Annotated in this window: 18 protein-coding genes; 7 read left to right on the top strand and 11 right to left on the bottom strand. The window is 57.9% G+C overall.

Annotation, left to right across the window (positions count from 1 at the left end; translation table 11 throughout):
• Positions 1 to 28: 28 nt before the first annotated feature.
• The 8 genes from Pla100_RS16770 to rpe form a co-directional block, all read right to left on the bottom strand.
• Entirely contained in the window at positions 29 to 460 is a 432-nt protein-coding gene (locus Pla100_RS16770) for an S-adenosylmethionine decarboxylase family protein (RefSeq protein ID WP_146578864.1), read from the bottom strand.
• Between the two features lie 135 nt (positions 461 to 595).
• On the bottom strand, positions 596 to 1,534 hold the full coding sequence (locus Pla100_RS16765) for a CNNM domain-containing protein (RefSeq protein ID WP_146578863.1): 939 nt from the start codon (positions 1,532 to 1,534) through the stop codon (positions 596 to 598).
• Entirely contained in the window at positions 1,531 to 2,739 is a 1,209-nt protein-coding gene (locus Pla100_RS16760; protein WP_146579082.1) for a CNNM domain-containing protein, read from the bottom strand. The genes Pla100_RS16765 and Pla100_RS16760 overlap by 4 nt, the downstream gene beginning before the upstream one ends.
• 101 nt (positions 2,740 to 2,840) lie before the next feature.
• Positions 2,841 to 4,706 (bottom strand): ABC transporter permease, encoded by a 1,866-nt coding sequence (locus Pla100_RS16755; protein ID WP_231603148.1) that lies wholly within the window; start codon positions 4,704 to 4,706, stop codon positions 2,841 to 2,843.
• Between the two features lie 294 nt (positions 4,707 to 5,000).
• Positions 5,001 to 6,245 carry an acyltransferase family protein gene (locus tag Pla100_RS16750; protein ID WP_197168005.1) on the bottom strand — a complete coding sequence of 415 codons (1,245 nt, stop codon included), beginning with the start codon at positions 6,243 to 6,245 and terminating at the stop codon, positions 5,001 to 5,003.
• Between the two features lie 251 nt (positions 6,246 to 6,496).
• Entirely contained in the window at positions 6,497 to 7,141 is a 645-nt protein-coding gene (locus Pla100_RS16745; RefSeq protein WP_231603147.1) for a ceramidase domain-containing protein, read from the bottom strand.
• A gap of 152 nt (positions 7,142 to 7,293) precedes the next feature.
• Complete coding sequence (locus Pla100_RS16740; protein ID WP_146578860.1) at positions 7,294 to 7,878, bottom strand: histidine phosphatase family protein; 585 nt, start codon at positions 7,876 to 7,878, stop codon at positions 7,294 to 7,296.
• Positions 7,875 to 8,612: a ribulose-phosphate 3-epimerase gene (rpe, locus tag Pla100_RS16735; RefSeq protein WP_146578859.1), complete on the bottom strand. Its 738-nt coding sequence runs from the start codon at positions 8,610 to 8,612 to the stop codon at positions 7,875 to 7,877. The genes Pla100_RS16740 and rpe overlap by 4 nt, the downstream gene beginning before the upstream one ends.
• A 494-nt stretch (positions 8,613 to 9,106) precedes the next feature.
• Here rpe and Pla100_RS16730 point away from each other — a divergent pair, with 494 nt between their 5' ends.
• The 3 genes from Pla100_RS16730 to Pla100_RS16720 are packed head-to-tail and all read left to right on the top strand — an operon-like array spanning position 9,107 to position 12,113.
• Positions 9,107 to 10,753 (top strand): hypothetical protein, encoded by a 1,647-nt coding sequence (locus Pla100_RS16730; protein WP_146578858.1) that lies wholly within the window; start codon positions 9,107 to 9,109, stop codon positions 10,751 to 10,753.
• A gap of 47 nt (positions 10,754 to 10,800) precedes the next feature.
• Entirely contained in the window at positions 10,801 to 11,712 is a 912-nt protein-coding gene (locus Pla100_RS16725; RefSeq protein WP_146578857.1) for a TIM barrel protein, read from the top strand.
• Between the two features lie 11 nt (positions 11,713 to 11,723).
• Positions 11,724 to 12,113: a group I truncated hemoglobin gene (locus tag Pla100_RS16720; RefSeq protein ID WP_146578856.1), complete on the top strand. Its 390-nt coding sequence runs from the start codon at positions 11,724 to 11,726 to the stop codon at positions 12,111 to 12,113.
• A 14-nt stretch (positions 12,114 to 12,127) separates the two neighbouring features.
• On the opposite strand, the gene Pla100_RS16715 is transcribed toward Pla100_RS16720, so the two are convergent.
• The gene (locus tag Pla100_RS16715; RefSeq protein ID WP_231603146.1) at positions 12,128 to 14,116 is read right to left on the bottom strand and encodes a DUF3352 domain-containing protein; all 1,989 of its coding nucleotides are present in this window, start codon (positions 14,114 to 14,116) and stop codon (positions 12,128 to 12,130) included.
• Positions 14,117 to 14,247: 131 nt separating this feature from the next.
• Here Pla100_RS16715 and Pla100_RS16710 point away from each other — a divergent pair, with 131 nt between their 5' ends.
• Positions 14,248 to 14,904, top strand: coding sequence for a BON domain-containing protein (locus Pla100_RS16710; protein WP_146578855.1), 657 nt, complete (start codon positions 14,248 to 14,250; stop codon positions 14,902 to 14,904).
• Here Pla100_RS16710 and Pla100_RS16705 read toward each other — a convergent pair.
• On the bottom strand, positions 14,890 to 17,043 hold the full coding sequence (locus Pla100_RS16705; RefSeq protein ID WP_146578854.1) for a sigma-70 family RNA polymerase sigma factor: 2,154 nt from the start codon (positions 17,041 to 17,043) through the stop codon (positions 14,890 to 14,892). The two genes, Pla100_RS16710 and Pla100_RS16705, sit on opposite strands and share 15 nt — an antisense overlap.
• A gap of 91 nt (positions 17,044 to 17,134) precedes the next feature.
• Positions 17,135 to 18,331 carry a hypothetical protein gene (locus tag Pla100_RS16700; protein ID WP_390620619.1) on the bottom strand — a complete coding sequence of 399 codons (1,197 nt, stop codon included), beginning with the start codon at positions 18,329 to 18,331 and terminating at the stop codon, positions 17,135 to 17,137.
• 306 nt (positions 18,332 to 18,637) lie between these two features.
• Here Pla100_RS16700 and def point away from each other — a divergent pair, with 306 nt between their 5' ends.
• The 3 genes from def (at position 18,638) to Pla100_RS16685 (ending at position 21,268) form a co-directional block, all read left to right on the top strand.
• Positions 18,638 to 19,222 (top strand): peptide deformylase, encoded by a 585-nt coding sequence (gene def / locus Pla100_RS16695; RefSeq protein ID WP_146579080.1) that lies wholly within the window; start codon positions 18,638 to 18,640, stop codon positions 19,220 to 19,222.
• Positions 19,219 to 20,217, top strand: a complete 999-nt coding sequence (gene fmt / locus Pla100_RS16690) for a methionyl-tRNA formyltransferase (RefSeq protein ID WP_146578853.1) — start codon at positions 19,219 to 19,221, stop codon at positions 20,215 to 20,217. Before def ends, fmt begins: the two co-directional genes overlap by 4 nt.
• Before the next feature lie 184 nt (positions 20,218 to 20,401).
• Entirely contained in the window at positions 20,402 to 21,268 is an 867-nt protein-coding gene (locus tag Pla100_RS16685; protein WP_231603144.1) for a sulfatase-like hydrolase/transferase, read from the top strand.
• Positions 21,269 to 21,339 lie beyond the last annotated feature (71 nt).

Genomic DNA, 21,339 nt, shown 5'->3' with positions numbered 1-21,339 from the left:
CCGTGCTTTTTCAGCGAGCGAGCCCCTTTCACAAAGCACCTCCTGTGGCCGCGTCGGTCCAAACGCCACGACGCAAGACACGAATCGAAACGAATGTCGCGCCGAGTCGTTGCGAAAGCTGTTCGCGCCAAGGCCAATCCGCCTCGTCGCGACAACACACGAAATTGAACGTCGCCAGCGAATGCTCAGGATAAGTGTGACAAGCCAAATGGGATTCGCTGAGTAGGTACAGCACGGTGACGCCATAGGGCGCATCAAATTGATGCGTGGCGGGTTGCCCGATGACTTGCAAACCCAAGCTTTCAATCACGTCGTCACAAATCGATTTAATTCGCGAGATCGATCGCAAGCGTTCTGGATCGCAACCGCCCGCGTCGATCACCCATTGGCTACCGACCGAAAGAATCGGCGTCCCGGGCAAGACAATAGAATCAACGGAAGAGAGTTCGGGGGGTAGCATGTGGAGGTTATACCGCCTGCGTGCCGACAGAACAAATCCGGATACGAAAATCCGCAGGGACTGCGACGTCGATCAATCCGCCGTGTATCGCCTTGTCGGCAGAAGGTTAGGCTTGATTCGGTTCGATCTCGGGAACTACATCAACGGTTGTAACAACTGCCGCCGTGTCACAACGCTGACGAGGTTTCCCGTCGTGTCGTACAACACCGCCACGTCACTGTTGGCGTCGTAGAGTCGCAAGAGCACGCCGAGATGCCGATCTTGCAATGTCCCGCGAACGACCGGCAAGGGTTCAGGAACTTTTTCTTTGCCGATCAAATCCGCAAACCGGTAAAAGCCGACGATCCGGCCGCGACGTCGCACCAAGATGATCGGATGATTACAGCGTCGGGCTTGGTACCTTGCCGTCGCCAAATCGACCGGCGAATTGACCACCGCCAAACGGTCCGGGCGAACACCGAATTGGACGGCCGGCTGGTTGCCGATCTCAAAGATATTTTGCGCCAAGCGGCGCTGTCCGGCGGCAAGGATCCCCGCCGCGTGTCCTTCACGCAAGACTTGATCCAAATCCCCTCGGGCCATCGTCAACCGCAACCTGAACGGCGTCTCCCCGGTGAGTGCTTGAAGTGCATTGCCGAGCAACGCCAATAGACTCGACACAGGCGAAAACAGCGCCGTCGCGGCGAGTAGCAACCAACGTGTCGCTCGGAGCAGTCGATAGGGCGCTTGGTAAAACAGATGTTTGGGTAGCAATTCTCCAAACACGAACACGACCGGTGTCATCATCACGGTCAAACCCAACTCGAGACTCGGGCCCCCGCCGAAAGCATTCACGACAAACATTACGGTCGCGAAACTGATCAGGTAATTCGCTAAGTTGTTGCCCACCAAAGTTGTCGCGACGAAGATAGCAGGATGGTTGAGCAACCACACCAACCCACGACCGGCGAGCGATCCGCTCAATCCGTCGAGCACCAACCGCGTACGGGAAACCCGGTACAAACCGGTTTCGCTGCCGCTGAAGAAAGCACTGAGCGTCAATCCGATCGAGAATAACACGATCGCAAAAATCATGACGCCTCTCCCGTCGAATCCGGTCCGAGCCACGCTTCGATCCAAATGTCGTCGTCGTTCTCGTCCGTAACCACCAATTCGTAAGGCGCCAACGGGGCGACATCACCAACACGCGGGACACGTTCATTGTGTCGCTGCAAATATCCCGCCACGGTCGCGGCGCGTTCTTCGGGCAATTCGATGGTAAGCATCTTGGCGAGCGATCGCAGACTCGTCATGCCGGGCATCCGGTAGTGATCCCTGCCCACCTGTTTGATCTGTTCTTCAGCCGTATCGCGGTGTCCTTTGTTAGCCAACACTCCTCGCAAAATTTCATCAATCGAGAGCGCACCAACGACTTCACCGAACTCGTTGACGACAACGGCAACGTTCAGGTCTTGGCGATCAAGATCGTCGTAAATTTTCGAGACCCGTGCTGACCAGGGGACGTATAACACCGGTTCCATCGCCGAGGTGAGGTCGTCGAATTGCTGGGGACGCAACAAACGCACGGCGATCGATGCGACGAGTGTCTCGCCGGTTTCGTCATTCCCGTCGGCTACCAAGAGATAACCTCCCGGTGGTGAGCCGGAGGTCAACGAAGCGGCGCTGAGCGGTGGCGTGACGACGGACAAACGACTCCGTGGACGCATCATCTCGTCGGCACGCGTCTCGGCCATCGCGACCAACGCTTGCAGAGCCGCACGCTCGCGGCGAATTAACATCGCATCGTCGGTGCCGAGGTCGATGGCCCGTTCGATGTCCGCCAAATTGATTTCCGGTTCGGGCTCGAACGAAGGCCAAAGCAGACGGGCGGCCGCTTCGTTGGCCCAACGAACGATCGGCAATACCGGGCTAACGATGGCCAACGCGATCGAGATCGGAACGCCAACGGCCAGCCCGGTTTTCAAGGGGGTCATCACCGCGACGCTCTTGGGCAACATCTCGCTGAAGAAGATAATCGTAACCAACGAAGCGAACGTGAAGATTCCCGGTTGAGACACCTGTTTCGCGACGATCGCAACGATCGCGAAGTAGGTCATGTTGATTAGCAAGTTCCAAAAAAGTATCGCAGCCAGGAGGCGATCGGGTTGGCCGAGCAAGCGAATGATGATTCGGCCGGCTGCTCCGGAACGCTTGAGCTGTTTCCGGTCGCGGTCGCGCATCGAGAATAATGCCGCTTCGCTTCCGCTAAACAATGCACTGACAAGGATCAGAAAAAACATCGCCAGCAGGAAAGGCCATTGCTGCGTCAAGCCGCTCGCGAAGCTCGGCGTCAGCTCGTCCGAAACGCTCAGAGTCACTTCGCCGAAAACCACCACGACGCTCAAACGGTCGGCTCCGGCGTGGCAGCACCGACCACGGCCGGGCCGCCTTTGGTCGCGCCACTGACCCCGTCGCCTCGATCCGATTCCAACGACACGTCAAACTCACTCAGAGCCGGGATCATCATCGCCGCCGTCGTGAATCCATAACCGACCAACAAAGCCGCCGCGACATACAGGTGATCGGTCTGTAACAGGAACTGAGTGATCGCGTAAAACGTAATCAACGGTAACGCGAACGACGCGGTGAAGATCGCCGACGACGGGTTTCGCCAACCCAAGGCCGCGAACAAAGCCGCTCCGCCACCCAGGATCATGACTAGGAAAGGAGCCAACTGCAATTGGAAAGCGCCTCGAAAGCTGACCATGATCGTCATGCAGATGGCGATCCCGACGCACAGGAAGAATACCGTTCCCAAGCTTGCCAACGTCGCCGTCCGACCCGACACGTAATTCAGTCCCGAATGCACGCCGAGCATGGTGACGAAAACGTAAAGCCCGACTCCGGCCAAGATCGCGTAACGCATGTTTTCCATGGTCATCACGCCGGCGAAACCGAGATAAACGATTAACGCAAGCGGCAACAAAATCAATTCTTTGGCGGCATACATCACACCCAATAGTTTCCCAAAGATAAACTCGCGAGGACGCAAATCAGTCACAAGCAGTAAGTCCAATGCCAATCCATCACGTTCGCCCGTGATCGACGTCACGGCGAGCGCGTTGACCAACACCAAACTGATCACGCCGAGTGCCGCCACCGGAATCGTCACCGCCGGAAACGCTCGTCCGATCCGTCCGGACGGTTCCATCGCCACGCCGCTTTGCACCTGATACCACACCGCCGATGCGATCAACGCGAAGATCAAAACAAAGACTGCTCGGATCAATAGGATCTTCCGTCCGTATGCCCACGTGCGAACTTCCCGCCACAAGATCGGATTGTCCCATACGTGTCGTGGCTGACGAACTTTCCAAGATGCCGGGCCTTCGAACGGTTTGTTCTCGCCCACGCGGACGGCTGCCTCAACTGCCGCGTCACGCTGAAACTCTTCGCTCGTCTCCGGTTCGGGGGCTTTCAGTCGCACTTCACGAGACGGATTCCAGACGCGAACCTGCTTGACGCCGATTGCAATCACGGTCGCCGCCAAGCCGCTGCCGAAGATCACGAACCAACCCGCTCCGGTTTGCATGAGCGAAGCGATGCCGGCGTGCGAGTTGGTCGCCGCCACCATGGCTCGCGGTGCGCTAATCGCGGTGGCCCATCGGCTGTAAGGCGAGCCCATTGCGGCGACGATCTCACCTCCGGCGACCAACAGCAACAACGCCAACACAGTCAACGCGATCGACTGAAACGTCTTTTCTCGCCACAACGCGACAACGGTTCCCATCGCAGCGGAAACCAGAACGCTGACCAAAGTCACCAAATAAACAGCAAAAACCTGATTCGGTGAAACGCCGCCCATCAACGGCAGCGTCAGGAACAATGGCAGCGAAATGACCAGCAAAGTCAATGGCGATAACAACGTCGCGGTCGCCTTTCCCGCGACAATCTCAAATCCGGAGAGCCGCGTCATCAGCATAAGCAACAGCGTCCGACGATCCTTTTCTTGGGCCACGTTGCTGGCCGAACCCACCGCCGCCAGCGCCGACAAAATCACCAGTTGCAGCGGTGCGAGCAACCGAAACATCCAACCGCCGAATTTCGCCGTATCCGAGTTCGCGACAAGCGACCGAGAGCCGTCGAGCACCAGATACCCAGTACAAAGCAGCAAAAACAGGGTCATCAAATAGATGCCACGGGTCAGATAAGTCGCCGCCCGCTTGGGGACGACCGACGCTTCGCGATTAAAGACAGGTCCTAACATGCCTACCAGGATACTCGCCCGACAATCGTATTCGCAACGGGCGGCAAATTGTGGATCAATACCTGACCATGTCGCCCGCGGTTAGCGGGCTGTTGATTTAGTTCTCATCGAAAGCCGATGCGTAATTGCGGGTTGATTGAGTGCACGTTTGGGCGTTTTCGTTTAACGGCAAGCCGCAGGCGCCTGCGTTTTCAAACTCTGTCGCCTGCGGCTTGCCGTTAAACGAAAACGCCCGCACAATCTTGCGTTGAGGGAATATTGTTGAACTCTAGCGAGTCACAACCACCGCAGCGCCTAGGCGGCGCGTATGCCCCGGGTGTCGGCGGGCACAGGGGTCGGCAGCCCGATGGGAAGCACCGAGCGATCATCCGTTTGGCTCTTGACCCGACGCCGCTCGCGATGGCTAACGATTAAGTGATCGACGCCCACGCCCACCCCAACGCCGAGCACCGAAACGACGCCCACTTTGAGCCACACGGGGACATCGGCGGCGGCGTACTTGGCCGTGATGTGTGCGAGGCCCACCACAGGGTGGTGGACGAGGTAAATCATCAGCGATGCCGAGGCGAGGCGTTGCGTGATCGGGCTGAGACGGACGACGTGGTGCAAGCTTGTTCCGATTAAGGCGTAAGTCAGCCCGCTCGCGGCAGCAACCGTGACCAACGCCAACGATGCTCGCACAATCAGGTCGGTCGATGGTTGACTAAGAAACCAGATTCCGAACCCGACCGAGGCGACCCAAAATAAACCGCTGACGGCAAGCATCCGATCTCCTTGACGAGCCAACGCCTCAAGCCGGGGATCACACCGCCACCAAATCGCACCGCCAAAAAAGAAGAGCGCGCTGTAAAACCACTTCGAAAACACCGGCAAGAACGAATGCTGGAATCCCCAGACGACTTCGGGGTGAACCGTCAACATCGCCACCCCGGCGACGACCGCCAACGGAAGCACACGGAACTGCAAACGAGCGACCGAGATTGATGCTAAACGGTTCCATACCAGCGACAACAACACGACGTAGGTCATGATGTACTGCAAAAACCACAGATGACTGAGGCCCCATAAGTTCGCACTTTGTTGTTCGTCGAATTTAAGACTCTGCATTTTCCTCGGGGTGATGTGCCCTTCGGCGAGCCATCCGAGCAACCAAATGTAAAGCTCGGCTGGAATCAACACGACCGTGGCCAACAGCAATGGGATGCCCCACCGCCGCAGTCGGCTTTTCATCGTTGCCATCGCTCCCGAGCGGGCCATGCTGCGGGCGGCGAGGAAGCCGGCGATGACTAAGAAGATCGGCATGATGACGACTTCGATCGCCCAGAACAAAATCGAGATCGTGTCACTGGGCGTGTCCGTGACGCTCCAGTCCAGACCCGGCATCGCGGGACGCGCGTAGGGAACACTGGCATGCAAAACAACCACGGCCACCGCCGACCACGCCCGCAAGGCATCCAGTCCGACCAATGGAGATCGATCGTTTGATTCTAAACGCAAATCGGACTGTATTTGCAAAATTCGTGGCGGCGACGCGTTCATGACCATCGATCCGTGATGGGAATGAGTGGGACAGGCTAAAGCCCCGGAACGTTAGCAAAATCCGCCGGTCGGCCGACAGGGTGAAAGTTCTCAACCCTGCAATCGGCAATCGGGCAATCGGCCGTCTAAGCGTCTGGTGAACAATAAGTGGTGGCGACTTTCAGTCGCCAAGCCCTGAAACGGCGACGAAAAGTCGCCGCCACTTGCTCAATGCGTCTCTGATTGATCCCGCGATGCTAACGAAAGTCGTGTCAGCGGGCCGGTGAAGCAGTCACCGGGTCCTCGACGGGGCCGCGCATCGTCAAGTCGTAATGCTTGAACGCGAACCAAAACACAAGCCCGTTGAGCAAATGCCACAAACCGTGCAACGTCAAAATATGGTTGTCGGGATTGCACACAATCAACAGGAAATCCAGCCACCAAAATCCCCAAGCGACCAAAAAGGAAATCACCATCGCGTAGGCCCACTTGGTCAGCTTTTGATCGTAGATCCCACGGATCACGACGACGACGACGATGGCCGCAAACAAGGGACTGGCGAACGCAGTCGAGATCGACGAAAGAACCGTCAGGGCGACCGACACCGCGAGCACGATCCAGATCAAGACGGTGCTACCCGGATAATTCGGCCGCGCACGTTGCTGCTGCATCGCCGCGATCGCGAGGATGAACAAAAACATCCCGCTGAGGTCCAAGGTCTCACCGAGAATTGTATTGGACGCGTGGAAATATCCCGACGCCAAACCCGTCCACAACGATGCAGATCCGAGCAACCGAGACAACGGGCCACGGGCGTAAAACAGGATCACCAACCCAGCGATGATCGGCCCGATGTTCGTCCATGTATCCGCCGGATGGGCGATCGGCCCGTCCAACGTGGCTTCACAAAACTGCATTCTCGCAGGTTCAAATAACCAATCCATTAACAGACCTTTCTACGAACCTATCCGAAAAGGGGTCTGACCCTTTGGAGGCACGTCAATTTTCGTTGTCTCTTTGGTATCGCCGGAGAGGGTCAGACCCCTTTTCGGATAGGCGCTAAGCATGTTCATGAACTCGCTTCGATCAATTGCCAACTACCGGCATCGGTTTCCACTTTCCAAAAGTCCGGCATGGCTTCGTCGTTGAGTTGAGCTGCAACAAGGCTGGCCAGTGGATCAGGGATCACCAACGCGATCACTTGATGACGACTCTTCTTAAGCACGCGGTGAATCGCTTTCATCACTCGACCCGCAGCGGCATGAACGGACTCTCCGCCCGGCGGACAGACCGTCTCAGGACGATCGCATCCATTGCGGTAAAGTTTCGGTTGGTTGCGACGGATCTCTTCGATTAATTTTCCGTGCCACAAACCATGGTCGATATTTCGGAAATCTTCGACGATGCGAGGACGAATCGAACGTCCCTCGACTAGGCAGGCCGCCGTTTGTTCGGCCGATTCGCAGGGTGCGTGATAGACCGCGTCGAGCCGTATACCGGCGAGTTCCTCCGATAGATTCTCAGCCTGCTGACGCCCCTGCTCACACAATGGCATATCAAGGGAACCCTTCATCCGACCCTGCAGGTCAAACTCCGTCGCGCCGGGACGAACCAAGACGACCGTGGATCGGGCCGCCGTTTTGAATAAAATCATCTCGAATCTCCTGACTCATCCGTCGCTACGGAGTCGGAAATCATCTCATCGACCATCGCTCGTCCGAGCGACGCGATCGCCGCCGAGTAGTCGTCTTGTCCGAAAATGGCCGAACCGACCACGAAAAGGTCGCAACCGGCCTGACGCGCCCGGCCGATCGTTTCAAGATTGATGCCGCCGTCGATCTCGATCAACAATTCTGGGTATCGCTGACGCAATTGTCTGATCCGATCCAGTGCGATGGGGTTGAACGATTGCCCACCAAAACCTGCTTGGACCGACATCACCAACACCATATCCACCTCGTCCAAACAATCGCCGAGGGTGTCCATGGAAGTCTCTGGATTGATGGCAACGCCAGCGCCCACGCCCATTTCGCGGATCGAATGGGCGACTCGGGCGGCATGTTCGGCGCTGTCGACCGCTTCGATATGAAACGTCAATAAATCCGCACCGGCATCGACCATCGGTTGGGCGTAGGCGAGCGGATCGCTGATCATCAAATGCACGTCCAACGGCAAGTCCGTATGACGTCGCAAACCTTCCACGATCGGCATCCCATAGGTCAGGTTGGGCACGAAATGACCATCCATCACGTCCAGGTGCAGCACCTCGGTGCCGGCGGCGACCAATCGCTCCACTTCCGTTTGAAGATTTCCAAAGTCGCATTGCAACAGGCTGGGCAAAATCCCAGGCGCGGCGTTGCGAATCGAATCGAGCACGGCTCGGTTCATACATTCCCTATCACTCGAGTAAACAAATCACCTCGGTACCGGCGATCCGACGTTTGCCGACGGATTGGACCGACCCAGCCGACTCAAGAGGCGGCGGTGAGAGAACCGTTTCGGCCACCACACGGCGACCATTCGATTCATTTCGATCGGGAACAGAGTGGGCACAGAGCGGGCCGTTGTCAATCGCTTCCTTGGGGCGATTTTGCTAGCAACCGGGATTGCGGAAAACGCGGATGAATTCATTTGCGGATGTTTTGCGGGAGCCGACGTCTCCAATGCGGAAATCTCCGCCACTATCCCTCGAAGAAAAAATCACGACGGCGGGCGGGGGGCGACTGGACAATGTCACGACAGAATCACGACAGATTCTGGGCCTCTCGGCTTCATTCACCCTTGGGAGATGTCTGCGGAAAGGTTATACCTAGCCTAGAACAGTCCCCTTTCATCCAGATCGCGTCGCTGACGGCTCGATCCCTTTTGGATTTCCCACCCTCATGCCCGACAATTGGAACATCCTGGCAAGCCTTTTAGGCACGCCGCGTCCGCCTGAACCGGTCGAAAAAGCCGCTCCGGAGCCTAAGCCCGAGCCAGCCCCGGTCGCCGACGCCGCTCCGAAAGGAAGCCCGGTTGAAGACGACGAGCCGGTCGACGAGATCGACTTGCTCGATGATCACGGTGACGATTCCGACGACGACGTCCTCAAAGCACTCACCGCTGCGACCCCCCCGCCCAAGTTGCCCGGTTTCGGAATTCTTGATGAACCGGAAACTCCTGCTCCCGCTTTTGGTTCGGCCAAGAGCGGATTTGGTTCGGTCGAAACTGAAATCAACCAACGTGAATCTCAATTGAGCTCCGGCCGTGGTCGGCGAGACGAACGGGGTGGTCGAACCCGCCGAGGAGGTTCGGCATTCGCCGAAAAAACCTCATCCGACGTGTCGTTGGATTCTGAACTCGTCGATGACGACGAGTCAGACGACGAAGTCACGTCCAGCGTCACCTCCCGCACCGCCGACACCGATGCTGCCCCGCCACGCCGACGGGGACGTCGGGGCCAGCGTCAACGAATCAGTGAATCCGAAGTCGAAAAAGTCGTCTCGCGAAACGACGACCGAGTTTCGGATGCGGACGATGACGATGTCGAAAACGACGAACCGGTCGTGCCACGCAACCGCGAGTCGAGCCGAGAGTCGAGCCGCCGATCGCGACGATCATCCGGACGCGACCGTTCTGAAATCGAAACCGAAACCGTTGACGAACCGAAAGTCATTGCCAAGGACGACTCGGATTCCTCGTCGGGTCGTTCGCGTCGCCGTCGCGGTGGACGCTCCGACTCGGCTGGTCGGTCCGACTCGGGTGATCGCGACGTCAGTCGCCGGTCGGCACGCGACGACGTTCGTGCATCCGCCAAGGCCGGCCCGAGCCACGGCCGTCGCGATGAAAACGAATTCGACGACGATGACGATGATGTCGGATTCGCCGCCGATTTGTTCGACGACGATGTCCATGACGAAGACGACACTTTCGGTGGCGAACTTGCCGCACAAATCGCTCCCCCGTCCCGCTCGCCTAAGAAAAATGATTCGGCAAAGAGCGACGCGGCTGACGAAGAAGACGGGCCGCGTGCCGGACGTCGCTCACGTCGACGTGGTCGTGGTCGTGGTCGACGATCGCCAAGCACGGAGATCGAAACCAAACGCGACGAATCGGACGATCTGCCCCGCTCGGCGTTTGGCGATCCGTTCGAAGACGAAGTCGACGACACCGACGAAGAAGCACGTGTCCCACGCCGTGGCCGTTCACGCGATGACGAACGCGACGAACGACCCCGAAAAGAAATCGAACGGAACGAACCGGTCCGGAACGATTCAAACCGTGGCGATGCGGGTCGGGACGCCCCACGCCGTAGCGGTCGTGGAAACTCGGACGGTCGTAACCGCGATCGTGCCGAGCAGGATTTCCCGACTTGGCACGAGATCGTCAACATCATGGTCGACAACAACCTGAACAATCGTCGTAGCGGCGGGGGCGGTGCTCCTCGTAACGGCGGTTCACAAGGCGGCGGTCAAGGCGGCGGACAGGGCGGCGGAAGAGGCGGAGCCAAAGGTGGCTCCGGCAACGGTTCACGCGGACGTCGTCGATAATCGAATAACTCAAACAACCCACTACCATCCGGAAGGAAACCCACTCAGTGTTCAAGAATTTTTGCCCCCAAGCTCTCGGTATCAATGGTCGCCAAAGTGAGCTGATCGAACTCGCATTGACCTACGCGTTTCGCGGAATGGACATCGACATGCACGACATGCTGCGTCGATCGCAACGTTCCTCGTTTGAAGACGCATCGAAGTATCTCAAAGCGTCGGATATCCGCATCGGTTCGTTCACACTTTCGATCGACCTGGACGCCGACGACGATGCCTTCACCGCGGCCGTCGCGACCCTGCATCCGCTCAGCGATATCGCCGGCCAGTTGGAAGTCGACCGCGCCTTGATCCGTCTTCCTGGTGCCACCAATCGTTTGCCCTTCAACGAATTCTTTGACGTTCAACGTACCCGCCTTTCCCAAATCGCCGAGGTACTCGGCCAAAAGGACATTAAACTGGGCGTCGGATTCCGTGCCGGCAAAGAACACACCGAAGGCAAACAGTTCCCGTTCGTCTCGACCGTCGAAACCTTCCGCGCTCTCGTCGACGCCGTGCCGAGTGTCGGCTACATGATCGATACCTGGGATTGGGTCGTCGGTGACGGCGCGATGGACCAACTCAGCGAAATCCCCGGTGACCAAATCGTTGCCGTACGCCTTGGTTCGCTACCTGAGGGTGTCGATCCCAGCATGGCCAAAACACACGATCGAGTGCTTCCCACTAAAACCGGCTTGCTCAATCACGTCAAAGTCGTCAAGCACCTTGACTCGACCAGCTTCTCCGGCCCGATCAGCCCCACCGCATCGACGATGCAGTACAAAGGCGAAACTCGCGAGTACTTGGTCCAAAAGGCTCAAGAAGCGATCGACGGGATTTGCAAAGATGCCGGCCTGATCGTAGCTCCTCTGCCAGCCGACCTGATCGAAGACATTCCGTACGAACCCACCCCGATGATGTAGGTCGACCGACCATGAATGCCGACAACGCCGAACCCGATTTGCTCGACCAAGTCGGCGGTACCGATGGCCTGCGAAGAATCGTCGACGAAATGTACGTCCGCGTACTCGCCGACAACGAACTGGCGCCCTTCTTCGAGGGCGTCGAGATGGACAAATTGGTCCGTATGCAAACGGAATTCATCGCCTCGATCACCTCGGGCGATATCGCGTACACCGGCGCGGACCTAACCAAAGTCCACGCCGGTCGCGGGATCACACGCCAACACTTCACCCAGTTCGTCTCGCACTTGACCGATGCCCTCGAAGCGCACCAAGTGACGCCTCACGCGATCGATCAAGTCCTCGGCAAACTCGCCATGTACAGCGACAAAGTCACCGGTTCGGCCAACGTCGACGGCTGATAAACGACAACAAATCATTCGAGCGGTCGAAGATTGATGATCCCGAAGTGCAGCCCGCCGGGTTCGTCATAACCGAACCCGCCGCTGACGTTGAAGTATTTTCTCAGCTCGTCAAACGCTGGAAGCTGTTGCCGCTCGAGCAGGTCTCCGAACTGTTTGACGGTCGGGTTGTTTTCGCCGGCACGCTGGAGTGCGTTGCGGGAATCTGGCGAAGCGGCCATCTCATAGATTACGCGATAGCTTTCGGCATCTCGATTGAATGAAAGGAAGAACGCGTCCTCGTTTCCGAGTTTGACGCCGATCTCCGATGCCATTAACGCGTAATCGCTATCGTCGGACAATCGATCGATCGATCCGTTGTGAGCTTTCAGGATCGTCTCGACAATTTCTCGGCTATCGGAAATGACGAGGTAGTTGTCCAGCAACATCACGCTTCGCTGTGGCACGCGAATCATTTGCGGCATCGGCCGATCTTCACGATTGCGTCCGCGAATGAATAGGACCTCGACCCCCGAGATCGTTTCCGCGTTCAAGTCACCGGGCGGAAGTTTACTGCGAACGGTCGCGAGCATCTCTTTGGCCTTGGCAACATCGATCACCTCCAGTGCATCCGCACGCGCGTTGGAGTTCCAATTGGCGGGCGGTTGATAGCGTTGAATCCCGACATAGCGGCCGGTCAGATTGGCGATCAAATCATCGCGAACGCTCACGCTGACTCGCTCCTCAATCCGGTCCTCGGTGAACCGATTGAACGATCCTTCGCCGGCGAACCGATCGACGATTTTGGACAGATTGTCGAACGCGGTGGAAACATCCCAATTCGATGTCAGGTACGAAGCCACGTCGGCGGGAACCCATTGGGGCGGTTGCGGAGCGACGGGTTCAGGCCGAATCACGCCCAAGAATCCGTCTCGCGGTGGATCGATGACGACGTGGATATGAATCACGTTTTCGACAATGTCACCGCCGCGAAAGATGCTGCCTCCGATGCCACGCAATTTGGCCAATCCTAAATCTTCGACGACCGGCAAGATGAAGAACGACGAACTACTCCGCCGGATGATTCGCTGGGCGATCGCGTAAGGGTTGACGAAGAATGTGATTTGTGGTGTCTCCGCCTCCGCACCGATACTTCGCGTCATCACCGCGGCGAAATCGGCATTGCCCGATAGGTTACCCACCGTGATGGTGGAATCGGTGGATTCGGTAACACCGCTCGCTCGTTCCTGGGCCGCCTTACGATTTTTCGGCGCATCCAACGCGTTCCAACGACGCAGGACTTCGGCGGCGGTTTGATTGCCAATTCCGACGACGAACATGCCATCGCGGTCGAACCATTCCACCACCGGACTTTGACCACGCGAACGCACCCATCGCGTTAACTCGTGGTCACCAATGGTCTCAGTTGTCTTGACCGACTTGTTCTTTTCAGCCAACGCGGAGACCTGTTTGAGGAGTTCCCGCATCGTCCGCATGGACTCGTTGTCTTCGCCTGTTTCGATCATGAACACACCCGCGAAACCGTTCTGCTGACGTTGGCGACGCTGCATTCGCTGCTTGATTTCTTCGTCGGTCATCTCCGCGTCACCTTCGGATGAACTCTCCGACGAATCTTCTTCCACCGGAACGGCTTGAACGAGAGCGGCCGCGAATTGCCCTTGCGGGATGTCGAGGAGTTGATCCAACGGCAGGCCAAATTCGCTTGCGGCTTGATCGAACCATTGGCTGATGGTTTGGTAAGTGTCCGAAACGAACGGCTGCATCGCCGGATCGTCGAGCATCTTGCCGAGAGTCGAGTTGGCGAATCCATAACGCAGGTCCTCGACATCTCGGATGCGTAGATAAGCCAACGTTTCGGCGGGCAATAAACGCGACGCGGGCGGCGTTTTCGATTCGGTCTGCGTCGCCTCGTCTGCCCGCGCATTCGCGCAAAACGGAAAAACAGTGACCCATGCGAGCAATGGGAGCGAATAATACCAGGACCGGCGAGAAGCAATCATCATGGGGTTTGATTAAGATAAGCTGGTTGAAAGAAGATCGACGAAGTGTTTCGTCTCATTCGCATTCTGACACAATAGGCCGACCGATGCACCGGATTGATTCGTTTCGACTCTCACGATCTTGGTATCCATTCTTGAGTGTTTTCGTTGCCGCCGCACTTTTGGCAGGATCGGCCGAAGCCAACAACCAATCGGGCAATACGCGTCAAACGGATTCCACGGCGACCGGCGGAACTGGAACCGGCATGGGAAACCTAAGCATTAGCGAAGGCTTTCAGGTCGAACGGACCGGAACGGTCGGCGAATCCACTTCCACACCCGTGGGAGCCAATGCCGCATCCGCTGCGGCTCAATCCACAGGCGGCACCACCGCAGGTCGCAGTGGCGGCTTGGGGGGATTTGGGGGTGGTGGTGGCGGTCTCGGGGCCGCTTTTGGAAACCTATTCGGCAATTCGAACTCACAATCGAGCAACAACTCCACCCCTCCGATTCGGACTCGCCTTCGCGCCGCGGTGGATTTATCCCCATCGATCGGAACCAACCCAACGATCTCCGGAGTCACGGCGACGAGTCGCCTGCGACAATCCTCGACGCTCCAACCGGGGGGCGTGTATGGTGGCGTGAGCGGCGGACGTTACAACGGTGTGGCCATCCAGATGCAAGGTCGAACGGCGGTCTTAACTGGTCAGGTTCGCACCGAAGCGGATCGCCGGATGAGTCATTTGATGATGCGATTGGAACCCGGCGTCTCCGAAGTTCAAAACCGGATCGAATTGTCACCGGGCCGCTGATTCGTCCGTTCTAACGCAAAGGATTCTTGCCAAGGTCAAATGCCCGGCAAGAAACATCTGCAGCAAGACGGCGACCGTGACGATGTTCAGTCGATCCAATTGCGTGATCCCGTTGAGCCAAGCCATCATCACGCTGAACATCGCGGCAACGTAGAGACTGCCGATTCCGAACCAAAGGATCGTTTGGGTTCGATCGCGATTTCGCCATCGACGATAGGCGAGGTAGGTTGCCACGATCGCGATCAGAAAACCGAATCCAGTGACGATCGACAGATCACTACGTTGATTCTGGTACCCGATCGAGGCCATCCACATAGTGCATCCCGTCATCGAACCCAGGATCGCACCGAGATCGTTTCGTTCTAAGGCAGCAGCTTGAGCGGGATCGCTGCTTTGCGGTGGCGCGGAAACACGTTGAGCGAAGACGGCCGCTACAACGACCACGATCAACGCGAGCGCAGCGACGATCGCGATCACGTCGAACCAGTATCCCGACAAACTCCATGGTGATAGATCCAACAGCAGATTGGAACCCCGCTCCGTGCCGGCGTATGGATCGCCGCCCTTTCCCAAAACGAAACCGCCTGACGCCGTTCCGGGGGACCACGCCAATCCGCCGACGGCGCGATCGATGCCGAACGCTGCACCTCCGATCGCATCCCATCCGACCGCAAAACCTCCGAGACACTTCCCACCGATTGCTGCGCCGCCCAACGCAACGCCTCCGACCGAAAGCCCTCCGATCGCGATCAAACCGGCGGACACACCACTGATCGCGAAAACGCCGACCGAAAAGCCGCCAAGCGCCAGTACCCCGATACTGAATCCGCCGATCGCGATGAAGCCGTAAGCTCGCGAACCGATCGCGAGAAAGCCACCATGTGCCCGATCTCCGATCGCGATCCAACCACGAGCGGTCAAGGGTTCGGCGATGGTCCCGTCGGTATCCCGACGGCCGTGCTGCACGTCCATCAAGGGAAGCCCCCACAGCGATCGTGGGCTGGTCCAGTTCTTGATGGCATTGGATCGCTCGGCGGCGGCGGCGGCCTGACGGGCAGCCACCTCCGGGATGATCGAATCATTCTCCGCCTTCGCTTCGACGGCCAAGGTTCGATACCGCCGAATGAACCAAAACGATGAGATCCCCAGAATCCCTTGAAAACCAAAGATCGAAGTCAGCAATACGATCACGTAAGTGGATGGTTCCAAAGGCGATGACGATTGCTGTTTCCACACCAAGCCTTCGATCAGGGCGGTGAACAGAACGACCGAGACCAGCGTCAAGATCGCAAAACGGATGACCGCCCGTCGTTGTCGCATGTAAGGTGCGTCGCGGTAAGTCATCCAAACGCCCAGTCCGGCTCCCGCGAGCCCGCCTAATGTGCCAATGATTGCACCGGAAAGTCCGGCGGTTGCTCCGGTCGCGACCACTTTGCCGATCGAAGTCGATGCGACCGCTTGCGAACCCGATGCCGTCATGGCGGCCGACGAAGCCGCAATGGCGGCATTAGCGTTGCCGGGCAGACTCCCCAAAACCGCCATCGTGAAAACGGCTTTGGGTGCGGTGTCGTGCAAGGTTCGCTGGATCATCCGCTGGACTTCGTTGCGGAGCATCTCGCGACCACGAACCAACCGTTGACGCACGGTTGCTTCGTTTTCGCCGATCGATTCGGCGACCTGCGAGACTGATTCCGCACCGCGATAGTACAACACCATCACTTCGCGATACTTCGGCGGCAGCCTCTCGAGCGAATCCCAAACCAGTGATTTTTCTTCGGCGGTCGCCATTTGTTCCTCGACCGTCGGAGCGTGTGCCATGACATCGTCCAATTCAGTCGCGGTGGACCGGTCGGCGGCCCGGCCGAGTCGCCGGGCAAGATCGAGGGCGCGATACCGTGCGATCGAGCAAACCCAACTCGCAAACTTGGAGGGATCTTGCAGCGTTTCGCGTTTTCTCCACGCCTCCAAGAACGCTTCCTGGCCCGCGTCCTCGCTACGGGCAAAGTCTCCTAGAACGCTATAAGCGACCCCCGTGACCATCCCCGAGTACGTTTGGACGAGTTCGCCAAACGCGGCCGCGTCGCCGTCAAGAGCCGATCGCACCGTCGTGGAAGTTGGCTTGCTCGAAAACGTTGACATGATTCAATCGGTTCGTCAGGGAAACAAAACTGGGTTCTGAACATAAGTCGAACCCAGCCTCGATCGCGTGACAACCAATTGGAAAAAAACTCTAGTAACGCCCGCGATTGGGTGCCGAGACGCGGCTGCTGACCTGGGGCACGAGCGGAGCTTGTGTGAGGTTTTGAGACGCTTTGCCGCGGAACTCGACGAACATCAATGCGTCGGCGCGGCCGGCGGTCGTGCCCGTGATCGCGCTAAAATTCAGCAGCGGCATCGCGGATTGCGATCGATCTGGACTGGCCACGACGCCGCACGAAAGCAACAGCACCATGTCCGACGGCCAGCGAAAACGTTCGTGCAACCGCCAGCTAACCAGTTGAGGGACTTCGACCTTCGTCCGATGAATTTGCTGGTTGGGAAGCGGCAGCTCCAAATCCACGTCGACGAACTTATCGACTTGGTCGATGTTCGCATTGATCACGCAGTCCAGCGTCCGACCATCGACGCTCAGCAGCGGACTGAGTTCCAACTGGTAACCTTCTTGGATTTCGCCGGTCTCCGGTTCGTAAGGAGGCCAACCGGCCGGGGAAGGCTTGACATTGAGAACGTAATTGCGTCCCCGCAAACTGGCGAGTTTTTCCGTTTGTCCGTTGTGCATGATCAAATCCACCGCCTGGACTTGCCGAACGTCGGTGCGAGCCCGCAACAGGCTCATGACCAACGCCGCGTTCTCTTTGGTCAACAACCACGCCTGGATGCCTGGGGTTTGCACATGGACGTGTTGCATCAACGGATGGGCACGGCTCCGCCAGTTCGGATTGCCGACCGTCATGACCTTCAAGTTCATTACCTGGGGATCTTTGTCGCCTGCGACGAATCGATCGACGATGCCCGCGATGACTTGGTGCATTTCGTTGGTGTGATAGACCGACAACTCATCGCGATCGGCTGTCATGAATCCGAACGGTTCGGTGTGCCAAACATCGGTTCCGGTCTCCCGCACGATCCAGTCGACGACCGCCTGGTGGGGGCGATCGTGCTTGGTCAGGTATCCGGTGTAGGGCCGCAAGTCGTAAACACGGTGTTCCTGCCCGGCACCGCGAGGCAGTTGTCCGCCGGAGGTGACCCGCCCGGTCGCGCCCCCGGTCGCCGCGCCAGGGGCGGACGGTTGACTTCGCGGAGGCGGTGCATTTTGCAGGCTCGGAGGCGTGTCGGCCCGCGGCGTAAAACCAGAGGACGGACTAGGATTTTGAGGTTCGGTCGACGGTGCGGCTGGGCGTGACACCGAACTGGGCGGCAAAGCCATCCCCTGCCCCCAGGCGGGGTTATTCGATGCCCAAACGGCGGCGACGAGCACTAACGCAGTCAAGGCCCGGTGGTTCGGTCGGCGTCTCATGGATCGATCGTGAGCAAGAGTAAATCGTCGAATGGGTGAAAAGCATGCAAGCCAACGTGAGGCTGCAAACTTTCCTATAAAGACTTCCGACGTGAAACCGCAATACGAATCTTGATCCGGGCCAGTCAGGTTACGCTCGGGCCCCCGGTCGTCATCGGGCGATGGATTCATCATATTGACGAATTCTTGACCGATCACCTCATTCTGACCGACGCCATGGCCCTGTCGATTATTCATTACCCGCACCCGACGCTACGCCACCGCAGCAAGCCGATCGTCCGGGTGGACCAGCGGCTCAAAGACCTTGCTCAAGAAATGCTGGACTTAATGTACGAAAACGAGGGGGTGGGTCTGGCGGCCAACCAAGTCGACTTGCCGATTCGTATGTTTGTCGCCAATGAAACCGGCCGACGCGGCGAAGGCCAGGAATGGGTCGTCATCAACCCGGTCATCGATCGCCCGAAAGGAAGCGAAGCATCCCAGGAAGGTTGCCTCAGCGTCCCCGGCATTTACGCTCAGGTCAAACGCCCCAAGACGATTCGTTTGCAAGGCTATGATCTGCAAGGCAACGAAATCAACATGGAGTTGTCCGGGTTCCTCTCTCGTGTGATGCAGCACGAAGTCGATCACCTCGACGGCGTGATGTTCTTTGATCGAATGAGTGAAGAAGCCAGGCGGGACCTTGAAGATCAATTGTACGAGTTTCAAACAACGTTTGATTCGATGCGGCGAACCGGCAATATCCCCAACGATGACACGATCGCCAAACAAATCGCCCAGTGGGAACGAATCTACACATGAATATCATCTTGATGGGCACCGGCCCGTTCGCGGTCCCGTCGTTCGAAGCCATCCGCACGGCCGGGCATTCGATCCTCGTCGTGATCACCCGACCGATGCCGCCGGTAAAAAGTCGTGGCGGTCCGCCACCGGCTCCGGTTCGGGATTGGGCAACCGACAACGGCCTGCCCGTGTGGTCACCACCGAGCATCAACGACGACGATTCAATCGAAAAGCTCGCCCAATGGAAAGCGGACTTGATGGTCGTTTGCGACTACGGACAGATCCTCCGGCCGGCCGCCTTGGCCACGACTCGGTGGGGCGGCATCAATTTGCATGGTTCGTTGCTGCCCGCCTATCGTGGTGCCGCACCGGTGCAACGGGCACTATTGAGTGGTGACGAAGTCACCGGCGTCAGCGTCATCCACATGACCCCGCGGCTCGACGGCGGGCCGATAGTCGCCATGGCTCAGACAACCATCACGCCGACCGAAACATCCGGTGAATTGGAAGAGCGCCTTTCGGCGATCGGAGTCGACGCCACTTTGCAAGCGATCGATACGATCGGATCGAATCTGGCCGATCACGCTTGGGGCGAGCCAATACCGTTGATCGGCCAGCCGCAGGATCCGGCTCTCGTTTCCAAGGCACCGCGATTGTCCAAAGCCGAAGCGGAAATCGATTGGTCGAAGTCGGCGGGCGAAATCGATCGGCTCGTGCGCGGGATGCAACCGTGGCCGGTCGCCTTTACGATGGTCGGCGTACAACCGTCCAAACCGCCCATCCGCGTCGCGATCAAACGGGTCAAGCCGGACGAAACCGCGAACGTGCCCGCCGATCAAGTCGGACGACTACTCGCGACCGAATCCAAACACGAAGTCGCCGTCGGTTGCGGTCGCGGCCGCGTCGTGATCGAGCGATTGCAACCGGCCGGTAAGAAAGACATGGACGCGTCCGAGTTCGTCCGTGGCCATCGCCTCGACCCGGGCGACCGATTCGCGTGCGCCGCTGATTGAATCACCACGTACTGCTCATACGTCGATTCAGATTGGTAACTAGTTCTGCGTAGCATCGCGGGAAGAACCAGTGGTGGCGACTTTCAGTTGCCAAGTCTTAAAAGCGAGACGGAAAGCTGCCGCCCCGTGTAGAATGGGCCACTTATCAATCTCGCTAGGCTAACCTCGATCGTTGGTTCCCCCGATGTCCATTCCGCCCTTCATCCCAACGTGTTTGTTCGTCGTGGCGGTGGGCGCTATGACAAACCCGCACGCCCCAGTTCACGCGGCGACACCGAATATCGTCGTGGTACTTTGTGATGATCTGGGTTACGGCGATGTCTCTTGTCTGAATCTCGAGCGTGGAAAGATTGCAACCGAGGCGATTGATCGGCTTGCTCGCGATGGAATGATCTTTACCGACGCCCACTCCGGTTCATCGGTTTGTACTCCAACGCGTTATGGTTTGCTGACCGGCCGATACAGTTGGCGGACTCGATTGCAGCGAGGCGTCGTCGAAGGCTTCGCACCCTGCCTGATCGCCCCCGACCGCCCTACCATCGCGAGCTTCTTGCGGTCGCAAGGCTACTACACCGCGATCATCGGCAAATGGCACCTCGATTTTCAATATCAAGATCCGGCTACCGGAGAGTTGTTGTCAAAGGCCGACGTTCAAGGCAAAGGAAAACCCAATTCCAAAGGAATCGCTCCGGTCGGCAGTCGAATCCCGGACGGACCCATCCACCGAGGCTTCGACTATTTCCACGGTTTTCATCATGCACGAGACATGAAGGGAGTGATCGAAAACGACGAAGTCATTTTGCACGACGAAGAAATCAACATGCTGCCGCGCTTAACTCGCAAAGCGGTCGAGTTCATTGATGAACGTGCAAAGTTGGCACGTCAAAAGCCCGACGAACCGGGGCAGCCGTTTTTTCTTTACGTTCCATTCGGTTCCCCGCACACGCCGATACTGCCAACCAAAGCGTGGCGTGGCAAGAGTGGACTAGGGGACTACGCTGGCCTGCTAAAAGTTTGGGGTTGCGGCGGCAATGCGATTGCGCAAGTTTAGTTCCTCGGAGCTAATACCGAGATCTTCTTTTCTGGCGGTGTGAACTCCTGGCTTGAGTTGTTCCCACTTCC

The organism is Neorhodopirellula pilleata (assembly GCF_007859915.1).
Lineage (GTDB): Bacteria > Planctomycetota > Planctomycetia > Pirellulales > Pirellulaceae > Rhodopirellula > Rhodopirellula pilleata.
The sequence above is the reverse complement of the archived record's forward strand: the minus strand, read 5'-3'. Positions and strand labels throughout refer to the sequence as shown.